The organism is Bacillus cereus (genome assembly GCF_025917685.1).
Lineage (GTDB): Bacteria > Bacillota > Bacilli > Bacillales > Bacillaceae_G > Bacillus_A > Bacillus_A cereus_AT.
In genome coordinates this window covers 4752531-4770238 of the sequence record NZ_CP089518.1, presented here as the reverse complement: position 1 = coordinate 4770238, position 17708 = coordinate 4752531, and the positions used below count along the sequence as shown (strand labels likewise).

Sequence of the window (17708 nt, the reverse complement as noted above, 5' to 3'; positions counted from 1 at the left end):
GAATTGGAAGGAGGATACGCAGCATGCATCATGATGAGAAAAACAAAATTGGTTTAACAGTGGCACTTTCTATCGTAGTAGGAACTATTATTGGGTCTGGTGTGTTTATGAAACCAGGGAGCGTATTAGATTACTCAGGGAGTTCTAATATGGCTATTTGGGCTTGGGTAATTGGTGGTCTGTTGACGTTAGCAAGTGGTTTAACAGTAGCCGAAATTGGAGCGCAAATTCCGAAAAATGGTGGGTTGTATACGTATTTAGAGGAGATCTACGGAAGTTTTTGGGGGTATTTATCTGGCTGGATGCAAACAATTGTTTATGGACCAGCTATTATTGGAACATTAGGTTTGTATTTTAGTTCTTTAATGATTAATTTTTTCTATTTAGATAAAGTATGGAATTTACCAATCGCAATTGGAACAGTTGTGTTTCTAGGCGTTATAAATAGTATAGGAACAAAATATGGGGGTATCGTCCAAACGGTTACGACGGTTGGGAAGATGATACCAATCTTTTTAATTGTTGTGTTAGGGTTTTGGAAAGGGAATAGTGATATCTTTAACGTAGTTGTGCCGATATCAGAAAATCAAAGTATCGGGATGGCGATTTTGGCAACTTTATTTGCTTATGATGGTTGGATTTTACTCGCTTCTATTGGCGGAGAAATGAAGAACCCAACAAAATTATTACCGAAGGCAATGACAGTTGGGATTTTAATTGTAACAGCTGCTTACGTATTAATTAACTTAGCGTTATTAAATGTATTACCAGCAGCGAGAATTGTGGACCTTGGAGAAAATGCAACAGCGACAGCTGCGGGCATGTTACTTGGAGAATATGGCGGGAAAATTATTAGTATCGGTATTATCATTTCTATTTTCGGCTGTTTAAATGGAAAGATTTTAACGTTCCCACGTATTCCGATGTCGATGGCAGAGCGTGGACACCTTCCGTTTTCTAAGTTTATTGCAAAGGAAAGCCCAAGATTTAAAACACCAGCAAATGCGATTACTGTTGAAATCATATTAGGAATTATTTTAATGCTTATTAGTGATCCGAATAAGCTATCTGAGATTTCCGTATTCATTATTTATATTTTCTACGTAATGACGTTTATTGGTGTCTTCATTTTAAGAAGACGTAACAAGGATAAAGAGCGTGCATATAGTGTACCGTTATTCCCGATTGTACCAATCGTTGCGATTTTAGGGTCATTGTTTGTACTTGGAAGTGCGATTATTAACGATCCGGTAAGTTGTTTCTTATCGATTGGAATGGTATTTACTGGACTTCCGGTGTATTGGTACTTGAATAGGAAGAAAGAAACTGGAGTTTAATCATTAGAAAGCAGGCGTATAATACGCCTGCTTTTTTATGTAAAAAAATTTGAAAGTATCAAATTAGAATTAGGGGGAATTACATTAACCTATTTTATAACCTAGAAACAGGTAATTAAGTATATTTAATCATCTGTTTTGGATAGTAACATTTTAAAGTCATAAGCATAAACTTTCTTTCCACCCTTCACAGTAGCGAGTATAGATTCTATACCTTGTATTTCTTGTTCGGATATTCTTTTTCCAGTTTTTAAATTGTATCTTTCTATATAGTATTTGTTATTGCGCTTTTCATCATAACGTAGAACATATAATGAATCATTCTCGAAATAGGTTTGTTCATTATACCTAACGCCATCTTTAACATGATAATCTATGCTGAATTTATGGCTCATTGCATCATTTTTAGGGTTATATGTATACACATCACCAAGACCGTTTATAAAATACAACTCGTCATTATATATATATGCGGAATTATTTAATGAAAATGGGCTGGTTGCAGTTGAGTTTTTTTCATTATACATAAATATTGTGTTTTGTTCTAAAGTGGTTTTATTAGTACGTAACAAGAATGTCTTCCCTTTTAGCGGATCATCCTTATCAATTGTACTCATAACCATGTAGTAATTCTCTGAATCTACTAAAATAGGTGATAGATTAGCATGGTCCTCTTTTCCATTTACATTAAGCTCTGTAATATTCTCTATATTCATTATTGCATCATTAAACGATAATCTTTTTAATTCGTATTTATTAGTAACTAGGTCTTGAGTGGCTACTAAAATATATTCCCCATCTAATCCAGAGCTAATAATGAAATGAGGAATATTACTTTTATGAATAACTTTTTCATTTCCGAATAAAACATTTGAATCGTAGTTCCCGTTCTCTTTGTTCATTCCTGAATTGTAAATATTAACAAATATCTTTTGATTTGCTAAATATCCATTAAAATCACCGGTATGCTGATATTTTATTTTATGAGTAGTAGGAGTTTCGCCTAGAAATTTTATAGTATCTTTACTCTCTAATAGAACTTGTTTTTTATCGTCAGATACACCAATACCGCCGAGTTCTAGACCGCCCATTTTATATCCGCTAGCAATGCCTTGTTTATTTATAAATATGGCATAACTAATGCCTTTACCATCTAAATCTTGATCGGCAGTGGATGAGAAGTAAAGCATAGCTTTTTTATCATCTAAAAAATTTTTATTTTGTATATCTTTATCTGATATTAAGTTTGCATTCTTATCTTTTATACATAAATAGTAGGCTAATACTGTAATCGTTATGATGCTTATAAAAAATAGAATTATTTTCCGATTATTTTTCATTTTCACTTCTGCTCCTCAAATAACCAAAAAGTGAAACAAATAAATTGTTTCACTTTTAGTTGTGAAATTAAATATTACGATTTAACGATGTTTGGTTCGCATCTCTAACATCTCGAGGATATACACCTGCTCCACCATCTTTATCTAAATCTAAACCACCATGTAGTTTATAAGTAGACCATATTAACTTAGAACAATTCTTTGCGCCATAATGACTAGTATTTCTATTATTTGCAAAATTATAAGAATACTCATCCTTTCCTACACGATCTTTTGCCCACCAGGCTGCATCATTTTTATTTTGCCAAGAAGTCTTTACAGATTTAACAACTGCATTCCCTTTATCAACTAAGCGTTTATTAGTAGCAATTGTACGTACGCCTGTGCTTGGTACAGATTCAACAATCAATTTTTCACTATAATACATACCGACATGTCCATGATTCATATAAGCAGTTGTAGAACCAGTATAATAAAAGTCGCCCATATTAGAATTTCCGACTTTTACATTTCCACCGCTAGCACCATATTGAACATTAGGAGCATATTTATTATTTCGTTGAGTAGCTTCTCGTTCTCCTTGTTCATGATTTGCTTTTAATTCTTTATAAATTTGTTCTGCTAAAGCATCTTTTGTATTGCCAGTATTTTTAGCAACTTCAATAATACCTGAAATTAGCTCTTCAGTACTTACGTCTGGCTGCAATTTCTTAATCTCATTTAAATATGGAAGATCGTTGCTTGCCGCGAAAGATGCTGTAGGTACAAGCCCAGCTGAAGCTAAAATACCTGCTGTTAAAGTTAGTGCGGTTAATTTTTTCATTTCTTTTCCCCCTAAGTTTTTTTTGATATTCCAAACTATTGTGTGCTTGTAAAGTTTATTATTCACTCTACAAGAAAATAATAATTTTTCTGTAATTTTAATACAAGTCTAGTAAAGAAAAATCTTATTTGGTACAATTTCGTTGTAAATAATAGGGAATTTAATCAGGTTTATAATTTGTTTAATTTATATATTTTAATTTTGTAATAATAAAGTTTGTTTTTTATTCTTATACTAATATTTCTTAATTTGACTACAGATAGGATAGAAGTAGTGATAATTTTTCAGATAAGGATTTTTATTTAAATATTGGAGGCATATCATAATAGGTTAGATTTTTATTATAAAAAATTGTACTTGCTTACACTTTCTTTTTTGGTTACTATAGTCGTAGTAACCAAAAAAGAAAGTGTGGGGAAAGTCTTGAATTTTCGTGTATATATTTTAGCTATTGCGGCTTTCGTAGTCGGAACGGTTGAGCTAATTATAGGAGGAACGCTTGATTTAGTTGCCAATGATTTAGGGGTGTCGATTAGTGCAGCTGGTCAGCTTATTACAATATTTTCAGTAGTATTCGCTCTATCAGGGCCAGTTTTATTAGCATTAACAGGCAAGTTTGAAAGAAAGAAATTGTATGTTGTGGCACTATCAATTTTCTTAATTGGAAATATCGTTTCGGCATTTAGTGTGAATTATGGGATGTTAATGTTCTCGAGAGTAATTTGTGCAGCGAGTGGATCGCTTATTATTGCACTATCGGTAACACTTGCTTCTAGTGTAGTAGAACCGCATTTTCGTGCGCGTGCAATTGGAATTATTTTCATGGGGATTAGCGGATCACTCGTACTTGGAGTACCGCTAGGTCTTGTGCTTGGAAATGCATACGGATGGCGTGCGCCATTTGTATTAATTTCGATATTAACAGTTATGGCAATTGCTTGTATTTCATTGTTCTTAACGAAAGTACCACCGACATCGGTACTATCAATAAAAGAACAAATTGCTACTTTAAAAGATAAAAAAATTGTAAGTGCACAGTTAACATCATTTTTGTTTTTAACGGGGCATTTAACATTGTATGCATATTTAACACCGTTTTTAAAAGACGTAATGCATGTTGAAGCAAACTGGATTAGTGTGTTTTACTTTATTTTCGGAATCGCAGCAGTAATCGGCGGCGGATTTGGTGGATGGCTTGCTGATAAATGGGGATCGAAGAAAAGTATTATTTCCATTATTATCGTATTTGCATGTGCAATCTTTATGTTGCCGATGATGACATTCTCATTCCCGCTCTTCATTATTATGATGGGACTGTGGAGTATGCTGAGCTGGGCAATCTCGCCAGCGCAGCAAAACTATTTAATTGAAATTGCACCGGAATCAGCTGGTATTCAGCAAGGTTTAAATAACTCTGCACTTCATCTAGGAATTGCGCTCGGTTCAACAGTGGGCGGAGTTGTTATTGAGAAATCATCTGTTATTTATAACGCTTGGGTAGGCGGCGGTTTTATTATATTGGCGCTACTTTGTGCGATTTTCTCAATTACGAGAGGACGCTCGAATCAGTTTGCGAAAGAAGAATCTATCGTTTGATAGGTTCTTTTTTTATTTGTAAAAAATTGCAGGGGTTAGTAGAGAAATGGAGAAGGGAGTATATAGCGAGGTGATGGTATATGGATTATTCAATTATTGGTTTTATATTCACAATGCTTCCGTTATTTGTGGTTGTTTTTGTTTTTAGATGGATTCGTTTCATCTATCAAAATTCTGAGAAACAAGTAGAACAAAATGAGAAGATTATTGAGCTTTTGATGGAGATAAAGGAGAAAAATGAAAAGGAGTCTAGGTGAAGAACTAGACCCCTTTTTTATCATTCAATTAATACCTCAACTTCATCAACAAACTCTTAATTTCCTCATCTTCCATAAAGAGATCATGGTGTTTCTGGGTAATCTTTGCAAGTGCAACGTCATGATAGAAGAATTCTGTAAAGAACTTCACGAAAGGTTGTGACATTGTTTTCATTGCTTGCCATGACTCTTGCTCTACACCAGCAAATAAAATTTCACGATCGTCAACGATGAGTAGTAAGTACCGCTCTAATGCGTTAGGCTCTTCAGTTGGGATTAGAAAATGCATGTTTTCTAAGTCTGTTTCTACTTTTCCAACTATGAGGGACTCGATTCGGACGCCTTGTTTTGCTTTTTGTTCTAGTAAAGGAAGGTATTCTAAAAGGGTATCATTCCATGCAGAGATGCGTATAGATTCTTTCGCATCTTCTACAAGTTGCCTACTTTGTACTTTAATAGAAGACTGCATTTTTAAACTCCAAACGCGGTCATCTGTAAATGACTTTTTAGAAATATTATTTTCAAGTTCTTTAATATTAGATTGGAATTCTGTCGTTAATTTTTCAATTGCTAGCTTGAGTGGTAATGCTGTATACAACTTTTTCTTTTCTGAAACAGAATCCATTACCATCCCTTTATCAACTAGGCGTGCTAACACTTCGTATATTTTTGCTTTTGGAACACCTGAATGTTTAACGATAGTTGTTGCATCTAATGGTTCGATGCTTGATACGACAACTTCATAGGCCTGGCTTTCATATTGTGAGAAACCGAATTTTTGTAACATAGTTCCCTCCGAACGAATGAGATTATATGTTAAGGATAATGAACTATTTGTTTTTGCACAAGTGTTGAGAAGTTTACGTTTAAAAATTGCGGTAGTATTTTCGGTGCTTATTTCTATGATGTTTGTAATATTAGGTACAGCTGTTTCTGAAGAGGTTAATGTAGCGACTGAGTCACAAGTTAATCATTTAGAAAAAGTGGCTCATACGATGGAAAGTTTGATAGAGAATATGCAGGACTTAAGAAGATTGGTTGAGCAGTTTAAAGTAGAAGAAAACATATTAGTAAAGTGATGAGGATTTCGGTAAAATAGGAGATGGATATATAAGAAGCAGTTTTAGGAGGTAAGTTACTATGGCAATTGTTGACGTATCGATTATTCCAGTAGGAACAGGTAATCCAAGTGTTAGTGAATATGTAGCAGAAGTACAAAAGGTGCTAGAGAAAAATGCTGATCGCGTGAAGTATCAATTAACACCGATGAATACAGTAATTGAAGGAGATCTTCCTGTCATTCTAGAAGTAATTCAACAAATGCATGAAGTTCCATATACGAAAGGTGCACAGCGCGTTGCGACAACAATTCGTATCGATGATCGTCGTGATAAAGTAAGCACAATGGAGAAGAAATTAAACTCTGTTCGATCAAAATTATAAGAAAAAGCAGCGATCTTCGCTGCTTTTTTCATATAGGAGGAAATGAGATGAGTGAAAAATTTAACGAGCAATTTGACGGATTGCTAGAGAAATACACGGAGCTATTACTTGGAGAGAGCAACGAAGAGCGAAAAGAGCAGGTGCAAAAATGGGCGCTTTATTCTTATATGGCTAAGACGATGCCAGCTTTAGTGAAGCATTGGAATGAGACGTATCCAGATGCGAAAGAAGAGATGGTACAGTTAATTACGAATATTAAAAAGCTGAATGATGAGAAGCGAAATGAGAAGTAAAAAAGCTTGAGATAATGTTACCTCAAGTTTTCTATATTAATATCCTTATATAATTTACATGGAATATAAAGGGTTTTATAAGCATGTCGAATATTTTCGACATGCTTATTTTTTGCCTAGTAAACCCGTTTTTTATAAATGTCGAAAAATATTTCCGGCATATTTGTAAGCGAGAATATGGGGTTTTAAATGTTTTTATAGTATTTTATAAATTATCTAAATAATTATTTGTATCAAATAATTTTAAACAATGATATAATTCCGAAGAGGGGTAAAAAACAGATAAAGTACAGTCATAGGGGTGAATTACATGGAACAATTAATGCGAAATTCGTTTCTTTTCTTATCTAAAAATAAAGCGCTAACAAAACTGGCTAAAAAGTACGGTTTGCGCTTTGGTGCAGGTCGCTTCGTCGCAGGGGAGACGATTGAATTAGCGACAGCTGCAATTCAACAATTAAATAAGCAAGGTCTTTGTGTAACAATCGATTATTTAGGTGAATTCGTTGATAATGAAGCAGAAGCAAATGAAATGGCTACCCAATCGATTGAAGCGATTCGTGCAATTGGAAGAGAAGGTCTTGATTCACAACTTTCTTTAAAAATGACTTCTATGGGATTAGATATCTCTGATGAAATCGTAATGAACAACATGCGTCGTATTTTAGAAGCTGCAAAAGAAAACGGTGTGTTTGTTACAATTGATATGGAAGACTATACGCGTTGCGGAAAAACAATTGATATCTTTAAACAATTAAAATCTGAATACGATAATATTGGTACAGTTATTCAAGCTTATTTATATCGTACAGAAAAAGATATTGAAGATTTAAATGCTTATAATCCTAATTTACGTCTTGTAAAAGGGGCTTATAAGGAACCTGAAGAAGTAGCGTTCCCAGACAAGAAAGATGTAGATGACAATTATAAAAAAATTATTAAAATGCACTTATTAAATGGAAATTATACTGCAATTGCTTCACATGACGAAGCAATTATTGAATATACGAAAAAACTTGCCGAAGAACACAATATTTCAAGGGATCAATTTGAATTCCAAATGCTATTTGGTATTCGTACAGAGCGTCAACTTGAGCTAGTAAAAGAAGGCTATAAAATGCGTGTTTACGTACCGTATGGAAACGACTGGTATGGTTACTTCATGCGCCGTCTAGCAGAGCGTCCAGCGAACGTTGCGTTCGTATTAAAAGGTATGATCAAAAAATAACCAAGGAGAAAATTCTCCTTGGTTATTTTAATTGCTGAAATGCATAGTGTGCCATTTTCTTCGTATCAGGGTATAGCTGTGTACGAGTAGAAGATAATACGACATTGATGACACGTTTACCGTCTTTTTCATCAACAGTTACGACTGTATATTTTCCGAGTGCAGATAAACCGCTTTTACTTCCAATTGCATATGGATCGTTATATAGTTCTTCTCGTCCATAGTTTGCGATTTTTGGAGAGCGCTCTGAGGTATGTAGTGTTGTATGTATTGAATTCATATATTCTAAAACAATCGGATACTTCAAGGCTTCTTTCGTAATAATAGCAATGTCATAAGGTGATACTTTATTTCCAAGTGCATCAGCACCGCTTGCGTTTTTGAAAGTTGCATGCTTCGTCCCAAGTTCCTTCGCTCTAGCATTCATCATTTTCACAAACTCATTTTTTGATCCTGCGATATGTTCTGCAATTGACTCAGCGATCGGGTCTGCACTAATGATGAGCATAAGTTTTAATGCCTCATCACGTTTTAATTTTTCACCAGCACGAAGCTTAATCTTCTTACTTTGACTTTCTGTTTTAATTGCGTTTTCTGTAACTGTAATTTCTTCATCTTCTTTTACATTCTCAAGTAAGAGAAGAGTTGTCATCATTTTGGCTATACTAGCCGGATAAGAGCGCTCATCCTCGCGTTTTCCATACAAAATTTCACCTGTGTCTGCATCGATTGTAATTCCATATTGCCCAGTAATACTAGGTTGATCCGCTCTTACGGCTTGTTGCCTGTGAGCATAAGAGAAGAAAATCATCCCTGTAAACAGTGTAGCAATCATTACAATCATAACTATTGTTCGTTTCATTATAATTCCCTCTTTTGTTCCAAATAAATTGGGCAGAAAAAGCAGCCATTAATCATTATGCCACGTTCTCTGCCCAAAAATATAGCGTTATTTTTCGCCCATATTATGCTTCTTATATTGTTGGTTATTACCTTGACGCCCTTTTTCAACACCGTGATTATGCGGACCTGCATTTCCAGTTACGCTTGCTGCGCTAATTCCAGCTTTCGAAGGGTTCTTCTTAAGTTTTGCCATATAAATTCCTCCAGTTTCGTCAGATTATAAAAAGGAAAAGTGCATTTTAATGAAGAAAATACACATGTATAGCATAGCCAAATGAAAGAAAAATATTTATTTCAGAAAATTTTATCAATAAATATATTGCGAAAATTCAAACTGTATCATATATTTATTAGTAGAGGCTCACTCATTGATTGCGACTTATGTCGAAAAATTGAATGAGCATTCATTCAAGAATAGGGGGAGAAATGGATGTTCCAAATTAAAAAGGCTGCTGTTCTAGGTTCAGGCGTAATGGGTTCAGGAATTGCGGCACACTTAGCTAATATTGGTATTCCGACATTATTGCTTGATATTGTACCACCTGCGCTTACGAAAGAAGAAGAAGCGAAGGGACTTACATTAGAACATAAAAGTGTGAGAAATCGTTTTAGTAATACGGCTGTGCAAAAACTATTAAAGCAAAAACCAGCTCCTCTGACAGTGAAAGGAAATTTAGCACTGATTGAAGCAGGTAACTTAGAAGATGATCTTGAGCGTCTAGCTGATGTAGATTGGATTATTGAAGTAGTAGTTGAAAACTTAGATATAAAGAAGAAACTATTTGAAAAAGTAGATGCTGTTCGTAAACCAGGCTCAATTGTGAGCTCAAATACATCAGGCATTTCCGTTGAAAAAATGGCAGAGGGTCGTTCAGACGACTTCCAGAAACACTTCTTAGGCACACACTTTTTTAACCCACCACGATATTTAAAACTTCTAGAGGTAATACCGACGAAAGAAACTGATCCACAAGTATTAAGCTTCATGAAATTATTTGGCGAAGACGTTCTTGGAAAAGGCGTTGTTATCGCAAAAGATACACCAAACTTTATTGGAAACCGCATCGGTACGTATGGCTTGCTTGTAACATTACAAGAAATGATTAAGCGCGGCTATAGCGTTGGAGAAGTTGACTCTGTAACAGGTCCATTAATTGGCCGTCCGAAGAGCGCAACATTCCGTACATTAGATGTTGTTGGTTTAGATACATTCGTACACGTTGCAAATAACGTATATGAAAACGTACAAGAAGAAGAGCGTGATGTATTTAAAGTACCAGCTTTCATGCATGACATGCTTGATAAAAAATGGCTTGGAAGCAAAACAGGTCAAGGCTTCTTCTTAAAACAAGGAAAAGAAATTTTAGAATTAAATCCTGAAACGATGGAATACGAAGCGCGCAAAAAATTAAAAGCTGCATCCGTAGAGTTAAGTAAGCAAGAAAAAGGATTAGCGAATAAATTGAAAGCGCTTGTATACGCGAAAGACCGTGCAGGGGAGTTGTTATGGAACATCATTACACCAACTCTTTTATACTCTGCAAAACTTCATAAAGAAATTGCGGACGATATCGTTGCGATTGACCAAGCGATGAAATGGGGCTTCGGATGGGAGCAAGGGCCATTTGAAATTTGGGATGCAATCGGCGTTGAAAAGTCTGTTCAAAAGATGGAAGAAAACGGTGCAGTTGTTCCGACTTGGGTGAAAGAAATGTTAGAGAAAGGTTTCACTACTTTCTACAAACATGATAACGGAGATAGCTACTATTACGACAATGGCGAATATAAGCTAATCGAACGTAATAAAAAGGCAATTTCTCTTAAACAATTAAAAGCGAAAAATGGCGTATTAAAGAAAAATAGTGGAGCGAGCTTAATTGATTTAGGTGACGGCATCCTTTGCTTAGAATTCCATTCGAAGAGCAATGCAATTGGTATGGATATTACGCAAATGATTAACTACGCTGTTGATGAAGTAGAGAAGAATTATAAAGGTCTTGTTATCGGTAACCAATCGAAGAACTTCTGCGTTGGTGCGAACCTTGCAATGATTTTAATGGAAGCACAAGATGACAACTACTTTGAAATTGAGTGGGTTGTGAAAAATTTCCAAGATGCAATGACGAAAATTAAGTACTCTTCTAAGCCAGTTGTAGCAGCACCATACGGTATGACGCTTGGCGGAGGTACAGAAGTTTGCTTACCAGCAGCGAGCATTCAAGCTTCTAGCGAAACGTATATGGGCTTAGTAGAAGTTGGTGTTGGCTTAATCCCTGGCGGAGGCGGTAATAAAGAGCTATACATTAAACACTTAAATAAAATGCCAAACGGTGTAGAGTTTGATCTACAAAAAGTTGCGAATAAAGTATTCGAATCTGTAGCGATGGCGAAAGTTTCTACATCAGCACAAGAAGCTGTATCGAACAACTTCTTAGGCGATAAAGACGGTATTAGTGTGAATGGTGATCACTTACTATATGATGCGAAACAAAAAGCACTTTCTTTATATGAAGCGGGTTATAAAGCGCCGATTCGTAAAAAGATACCTGTTGTTGGTGAAACAGGCTATGCAACGCTTGTACTTGGTGCAGAAGCAATGCATTTATCAGGTTACATTTCTGAACATGATCTTCACATTGCGAAGAAACTTGCATATGTCATTGCGGGCGGAAAAGTGCCGTACGGAACAGAAGTTGATGAGCAGTATTTATTAGATGTAGAACGTGAAGCATTTATTAGCTTAGTAAGTGAGATGAAATCACAAGCAAGAATGCAGCACATGCTTGTAAAAGGAAAGCCATTACGTAACTAATAACGAGGGGAGATATCGTTCATGAGAGAAGCTGTCATTGTTGCGGGAGCAAGAACACCAATTGGAAAAGCAAAGAGGGGTTCATTAAAAACAGTTCGTCCTGACGATCTAGGGGCGTTAGTAGTAAAGGAAACGTTAAAGCGTGCGAATTATGAAGGACCAATCGACGATTTAATTTTCGGTTGTGCGATGCCAGAAGCAGAGCAAGGCTTAAATATGGCTCGTAATATCGGCGGATTAGCAGGACTTTCTTACGATGTTCCAGCTATTACAATTAATCGTTACTGTTCTTCAGGTTTACAAAGTATCGCTTATGGAGCAGAGCGCATTATGCTTGGTCACTCTGAAGCTGTGTTATCAGGCGGAGCGGAATCAATGAGCTTAGTTCCAATGATGGGACACGTTGTTCGTCCAAATAGTCGCCTTGTAGAAGCGGCTCCAGAATATTATATGGGTATGGGACATACAGCAGAGCAAGTTGCTGTGAAATATGGAATTTCTCGTGAAGAGCAAGATGCATTTGCAGTAAGAAGTCATCAACGTGCTGCGAAAGCATTAGCTGCAGGGAACTTTGCTGATGAAACAGTATCTGTAGATGTAACGTTACGTACTGTTGGATCAAATAACAAACTGCAAGAAGAAACAATCATTTTCGCACAAGACGAAGGTGTAAGAGCAGAAACGACGCTAGACATTTTAGGTAGATTACGTCCAGCATTTAACGTTCGCGGTTCTGTAACAGCTGGTAACTCTTCACAAATGAGTGATGGTGCAGCATCTGTACTATTAATGAATCGTGAAAAAGCAGTGAGCGATGGCATGAAGCCACTTGCGAAATTCCGTTCATTTGCAGTAGCTGGCGTACCACCAGAAGTAATGGGAATCGGTCCAATCGCTGCAATTCCGAAAGCGTTAAAATTAGCTGGCTTAGAGCTATCTGATATCGGTCTATTCGAACTAAACGAAGCATTCGCTTCTCAATCGATCCAAGTTATTCGTGAACTTGGTTTAGATGAGGAAAAAGTAAACGTAAACGGCGGTGCAATCGCACTTGGACATCCACTTGGCTGTACAGGAGCAAAACTAACACTATCTCTTATTCACGAAATGAAACGCCGCAACCAACAATTCGGTATCGTAACAATGTGTATCGGCGGCGGAATGGGAGCAGCAGGAGTGTTTGAATTACTATAAAAAGTGCAGGTGGCTTGCTCAGAACAGGAGGGCGTTGGAGGCCCTGACGAAGAGGCGCTTTTTGCCTCACAGGAAGGGGTGAAACGACCGACTGTTCTAGCCACCGAACATTCTAGCCGCTGGAACTGGACTATAAAAAAAGTGTAAGCGGATCGCTCAGAACGAGACGACGCTAATGCAAAGAATGGAAGCAACAAAGGTTTATAAAAAATAAACGGGAGAGCCAGCTTCTTTCAAAATGAGAGAAGCGGCTTATGAAAATATGAAGGAGGAAATTTTCATGGAAAAAACAGTAGGAAGTGCGGTTAAAGGCGGTAGCTTTTTAGTAGATGAGATTACGATTGATCAAGTGTTTACGCCAGAAGATTTTTCATCTGAGCATAAAATGATTGCAAAAACGACAGAGGACTTTATCGTAAATGAAGTTCTTCCGGAGCTTGAATATTTAGAGCAACACGAGTTTGATCGTTCTGTTCGTCTTTTAAAAGAAGCTGGCGAACTTGGTTTACTAGGCGCTGACGTACCAGAAGAGTACGGCGGAATTGGCCTTGATAAGGTAAGTTCAGCGTTAATCGCAGAGAAATTCTCTCGCGCTGGTGGTTTTGCAATTACTCACGGTGCTCACGTAGGTATCGGATCATTACCAATCGTATTATTCGGTAACGAAGAGCAAAAGAAAAAGTATTTACCATTACTTGCAACTGGTGAAAAATTAGCTGCATATGCATTAACTGAGCCAGGTTCAGGATCTGACGCATTAGGTGCAAAAACAACTGCGCGTTTAAATGCAGAAGGTACACATTACGTATTAAACGGTGAAAAACAATGGATTACAAACTCTGCATTCGCTGACGTATTTGTTGTATACGCAAAAATAGATGGCGAGCATTTCTCAGCGTTTATCGTAGAGAAAGAGTATCCAGGCGTATCTACAAGTCCTGAAGAAAAGAAAATGGGTATTAAATGTTCTTCAACCCGTACGTTAATTTTAGAAGATGCATTAGTACCGAAAGAAAACTTACTTGGTGAAATCGGTAAAGGTCATATTATCGCATTCAACATTTTAAATATCGGTCGTTATAAATTAGGTGTTGGTACAGTTGGATCTGCGAAACGTGCAGTAGAAATTTCAGCACAATATGCAAACCAACGTCAACAGTTCAAACAACCAATCGCTCGCTTCCCATTAATTCAAGAGAAACTTGCGAATATGGCAGCAAAAACATATGCAGCTGAAAGCTCTGTATATCGTACAGTAGGTTTATTCGAAAGCCGCATGAGCACATTATCTGAAGAAGAAGTAAAAGACGGTAAAGCAGTAGCAGCTTCTATCGCTGAATATGCAATCGAGTGTTCTTTAAATAAAGTATTTGGTTCTGAAGTACTAGATTATACAGTAGATGAAGGTGTTCAAATTCACGGTGGTTACGGATTTATGGCAGAGTACGAGATTGAAAGAATGTACCGCGATTCTCGTATTAACCGTATTTTCGAAGGAACGAACGAAATTAACCGCCTAATCGTACCAGGTACGTTCTTACGTAAAGCGATGAAAGGTGAATTACCACTTCTTCAAAAAGCACAAAAATTACAAGAAGAGTTAATGATGATGATGCCAGAAGAAGTAGGCGATGAGCCATTAGCACTTCAAAAATATTTAGTAACTAACGCGAAGAAAATCGGTTTAATGGTAGCTGGATTAGCTGCTCAAAAATACGGTAAAGCATTAGATAAAGAGCAAGAAATTCTTGTGAATATCGCTGACATTGTAAGTAACCTATACGCAATGGAGTCAGCTGTTCTTCGTACAGAAAAAGCAATTAAAACAACTGGTCTTGAAAAGAATAAACAAAAAGTGTTATACACTGAAGTATTCTGCCAAGAAGCATTCAACGAAATCGAAGCAGATGCGAAAGAAACGCTTATCGCAGTTGAAAACGGCGACATGCTGCGCATGATGTTATCATCATTACGCAAATTAACACGCCACACGCCACTTAACGTAATTCCGAAGAAACGTGAAATTGCTGCGAAAATTTTAGAAGATGAGCGTTACACAGTTTAATAGCTGTAAAGAACAGTAGTCGTATAAACGGCTACTGTTCTTTTTTTTTTTTTGCAAAAATGAAATTTTTAGTGACATAAAACTAATGCCATTAGTATAATAAAACTAATAGCATTAGTTTTATTCGGAAAGGGAGCTGGAAATATGAGAGTGATACATGAAAAAACGGTATATCAATTGTCATTTTTGCCAAGAGTGTTTCCTGTGAATTGTTACTTTGTCGAGGAAGAAGATGGTTTAACTTTAATTGATGCGGCTTTGCCATATAGCGCAAAAGGAATTTTACAGGCGGCTGAGAAAATAGGGAAACCAATTACTAAGATTGTATTAACACATGCGCATGATGATCATATTGGTGCATTAGACGCATTAAAGGAAGTGATTCCTAATGTTCCAGTCTATATTTCTAAGCGGGACGCAAAGCTTTTAGAAGGAGATACGACGTTACAAAAGGATGAACCGAATATACCAATAAAAGGCGGTGTACCTAAAAAGGTAAAAACAGTACCTGATGTTTTATTGGAGGATGGCGACCGAGTTGGATCGCTTCTTGCGATTATGACACCGGGACATACGCCAGGTTCCATGTCGTTTCTTGATGTACGAAATAAAGCTCTAATTGTCGGGGATGCCTTCCAAACAAGAGGAGGTATGGCTGTTTCGGGACAAATGAAATTTTGGTTTCCGTTTCCTGCAATGGCAACGTGGAGCAAAGAAATATCATTACAAAGTGCAGAGAAGCTAAGCGAATATGAGCCTTCCTTGCTTGCGGCAGGACATGGGGAAATGATAAAGGATCCAAGCACTGTCATAAAACTTGCTATTAAGGAAGCTAAGCGAAATATAGAAAGTATGAAAGAGGGTTAAATTCATGTCACCAAGAATCGGACTTACATTACAAAAAATTGTAGATACAGCGGTAGAAATTGCAGATACAAATGGGATACAAGAAGTAACGTTAGCATCGTTAGCGCAAAGGTTAGGGATACGTTCGCCCTCGCTATATAATCATGTGAAAGGGCTACAGGATGTCCGGAAAAATCTTGGTATTTACGGCATAGAACAGCTGCATAACAGACTGGAAGAGGCGGCCTCGGGTAAAAGCGTGGATGAAGCAATTCATGCATTAGGAGAAGCGTACGTAGCATTCGTCCGAAAACATCCTGGGTTGTATGAAGCAACCTTTTCACGAGATGAAGAAGTAAGAAAAGCAGGTGACGGAATTGTAGAGCTTTGTCTTCGGATTTTACAACAATACGGCTTAGAAGGAGAGAATGCACTTCATGCGACACGCGGATTCAGAAGTATTTGTCATGGATTTGCGTCGATTGAACAGCAGGGGGGATTTGGTTTGCCGCTAGATTTAGATATAAGTTTACATTTATTATTGGAAACGTTTATTAAAGGATTACATGTAATGAGAGATTGAATAAGAGGAAACCTTAGAAGTGATTCTAAGGTTTTTTAGTGCATATAACCAAAAAAGAAATAAATACTCAATCGTGAATGAGCAAAGAAAGATAGGAGTATTCTATGCAAAATTTAACAGGGCTTGAAAATGAGAAGGAGCCCCTACTGATTTAGAGGCTCTTTCTTGCTAAATAATATTATTTAGCAGGCTTTAGAAAAATATATATTGCTAAGAAAAAATTGAAAAACGTAAATACGAAAGGGTCGTGGCTTGACTCAGAATCATAAGCTTCTTGGCTTTTTGTAAGAAAATCGTGGATTTTCATAGTCATTGCTCCTTTGTTATGTAGAGTTTATAAAAGGTAGTTTTTTTAAAAAAACTACCGCTTACTAATTGAGTTGTATTAATAAATAATAAGAAAAATGTAGTGTTACGATTTTTATAGTTGTTAAGTGCAATGAACAAAAGATAAATGAGAAATAACATATGCAAAGGTATAGAAGTGAATAGTGGTTTTAAAGTTAATACATCGATTAAAAGTTTTACATATAAGATTGCATAAACGATAAAGAAGATAACTTTAAATTTACTTTGCATAAGTACATCTTCTTAATATGATTTGTGCGTTAATTATGTAGTTATCATAAGGGGATATTTTTAAAAATTGTATTTTTCTGTAATTATAACATTTTTCTGTTTTTATAAATAGATGTGTTTGGTTTTAGTATGAAGGAAATTTTAGAAAGTTTTTAATGAATATGATTTGAAAAGAATCAAATAATAAATGGTGAATGAAAGAAGAAAGGTAGGAGTATTCTATGCAAAATTTAACAGAGCTTGAAGTAGAAAACTTACGTCATTTAATTGGTGGACACGCAACAATTATTAACAAGTTAGACCAGTATGCACAGGCTTGTACAGATCCACAGTTGAAACAAATGCTACAAAAAGATGCGCAAGATGCACGAAATACGAAACAGCAATTAATGACTTTCCTAGGATAGGA

18 protein-coding genes are annotated in these 17708 nt (G+C 36.3%); 13 read left to right on the top strand and 5 right to left on the bottom strand.

Going from position 1 to position 17708, the window contains the following annotated elements; genetic code table 11:
- The first annotated feature begins 23 nt into the window (after positions 1-23).
- Complete coding sequence (locus LUS72_RS24970; protein WP_264448392.1) at positions 24-1337, top strand: APC family permease; 1314 nt, start codon at positions 24-26, stop codon at positions 1335-1337.
- A 125-nt stretch (positions 1338-1462) separates the two neighbouring features.
- On the opposite strand, the gene LUS72_RS24965 is transcribed toward LUS72_RS24970, so the two are convergent.
- Both LUS72_RS24965 and LUS72_RS24960 read right to left on the bottom strand, forming a co-directional pair.
- On the bottom strand, positions 1463-2677 hold the full coding sequence (locus tag LUS72_RS24965) for a hypothetical protein (RefSeq protein ID WP_097832168.1): 1215 nt from the start codon (positions 2675-2677) through the stop codon (positions 1463-1465).
- A 67-nt stretch (positions 2678-2744) separates the two neighbouring features.
- A complete protein-coding gene (locus LUS72_RS24960) occupies positions 2745-3500 on the bottom strand; it encodes a YiiX/YebB-like N1pC/P60 family cysteine hydrolase (RefSeq protein ID WP_264448391.1) in 756 nt (251 codons plus the stop codon).
- A gap of 306 nt (positions 3501-3806) precedes the next feature.
- Between LUS72_RS24960 and LUS72_RS24955 the strand changes: the two genes are divergently transcribed.
- Together LUS72_RS24955 and LUS72_RS24950 are read left to right on the top strand one after the other, a co-directional pair.
- On the top strand, positions 3807-5096 hold the full coding sequence (locus tag LUS72_RS24955; RefSeq protein WP_264449083.1) for an MFS transporter: 1290 nt from the start codon (positions 3807-3809) through the stop codon (positions 5094-5096).
- Between the two features lie 80 nt (positions 5097-5176).
- The gene (locus LUS72_RS24950) at positions 5177-5353 is read left to right on the top strand and encodes a hypothetical protein (protein WP_097832171.1); all 177 of its coding nucleotides are present in this window, start codon (positions 5177-5179) and stop codon (positions 5351-5353) included.
- A 28-nt stretch (positions 5354-5381) separates the two neighbouring features.
- On the opposite strand, the gene LUS72_RS24945 is transcribed toward LUS72_RS24950, so the two are convergent.
- A complete protein-coding gene (locus LUS72_RS24945) occupies positions 5382-6140 on the bottom strand; it encodes a TrmB family transcriptional regulator (protein ID WP_097832172.1) in 759 nt (252 codons plus the stop codon).
- A gap of 16 nt (positions 6141-6156) precedes the next feature.
- Here LUS72_RS24945 and LUS72_RS24940 point away from each other — a divergent pair, with 16 nt between their 5' ends.
- The 4 genes from LUS72_RS24940 to LUS72_RS24925 all read left to right on the top strand — a co-directional run bounded on the left by LUS72_RS24940 (position 6157) and on the right by LUS72_RS24925 (position 8317).
- A complete protein-coding gene (locus LUS72_RS24940) occupies positions 6157-6432 on the top strand; it encodes a hypothetical protein (protein ID WP_097832173.1) in 276 nt (91 codons plus the stop codon).
- A 61-nt stretch (positions 6433-6493) separates the two neighbouring features.
- Positions 6494-6796, top strand: a complete 303-nt coding sequence (locus LUS72_RS24935; protein WP_001018862.1) for an MTH1187 family thiamine-binding protein — start codon at positions 6494-6496, stop codon at positions 6794-6796.
- 47 nt (positions 6797-6843) lie between these two features.
- A complete protein-coding gene (locus tag LUS72_RS24930) occupies positions 6844-7089 on the top strand; it encodes a YusU family protein (protein WP_001290599.1) in 246 nt (81 codons plus the stop codon).
- A 310-nt stretch (positions 7090-7399) separates the two neighbouring features.
- A complete protein-coding gene (locus tag LUS72_RS24925) occupies positions 7400-8317 on the top strand; it encodes a proline dehydrogenase family protein (protein ID WP_002174080.1) in 918 nt (305 codons plus the stop codon).
- A gap of 22 nt (positions 8318-8339) precedes the next feature.
- On the opposite strand, the gene LUS72_RS24920 is transcribed toward LUS72_RS24925, so the two are convergent.
- Both LUS72_RS24920 and LUS72_RS24915 read right to left on the bottom strand, forming a co-directional pair.
- On the bottom strand, positions 8340-9179 hold the full coding sequence (locus LUS72_RS24920) for a D-alanyl-D-alanine carboxypeptidase family protein (RefSeq protein WP_097832174.1): 840 nt from the start codon (positions 9177-9179) through the stop codon (positions 8340-8342).
- A gap of 87 nt (positions 9180-9266) precedes the next feature.
- Positions 9267-9413, bottom strand: coding sequence for a YuzL family protein (locus LUS72_RS24915; RefSeq protein WP_001096344.1), 147 nt, complete (start codon positions 9411-9413; stop codon positions 9267-9269).
- A 237-nt stretch (positions 9414-9650) separates the two neighbouring features.
- Here LUS72_RS24915 and LUS72_RS24910 point away from each other — a divergent pair, with 237 nt between their 5' ends.
- From LUS72_RS24910 to LUS72_RS24885, 6 genes are all read left to right on the top strand, one after another.
- Entirely contained in the window at positions 9651-12032 is a 2382-nt protein-coding gene (locus LUS72_RS24910) for a 3-hydroxyacyl-CoA dehydrogenase/enoyl-CoA hydratase family protein (RefSeq protein ID WP_097832175.1), read from the top strand.
- Positions 12033-12053: 21 nt separating this feature from the next.
- Positions 12054-13226: an acetyl-CoA C-acetyltransferase gene (locus LUS72_RS24905; RefSeq protein WP_264448390.1), complete on the top strand. Its 1173-nt coding sequence runs from the start codon at positions 12054-12056 to the stop codon at positions 13224-13226.
- 280 nt (positions 13227-13506) lie between these two features.
- Complete coding sequence (locus LUS72_RS24900) at positions 13507-15291, top strand: acyl-CoA dehydrogenase family protein (protein WP_088008554.1); 1785 nt, start codon at positions 13507-13509, stop codon at positions 15289-15291.
- Between the two features lie 144 nt (positions 15292-15435).
- Positions 15436-16158 (top strand): MBL fold metallo-hydrolase, encoded by a 723-nt coding sequence (locus LUS72_RS24895; RefSeq protein ID WP_097832177.1) that lies wholly within the window; start codon positions 15436-15438, stop codon positions 16156-16158.
- A gap of 4 nt (positions 16159-16162) precedes the next feature.
- Positions 16163-16720 carry a TetR/AcrR family transcriptional regulator gene (locus LUS72_RS24890; protein WP_097832178.1) on the top strand — a complete coding sequence of 186 codons (558 nt, stop codon included), beginning with the start codon at positions 16163-16165 and terminating at the stop codon, positions 16718-16720.
- 800 nt (positions 16721-17520) lie between these two features.
- Positions 17521-17706, top strand: coding sequence for a hypothetical protein (locus LUS72_RS24885; RefSeq protein WP_001180550.1), 186 nt, complete (start codon positions 17521-17523; stop codon positions 17704-17706).
- The last annotated feature ends 2 nt before the right edge of the window (positions 17707-17708 follow it).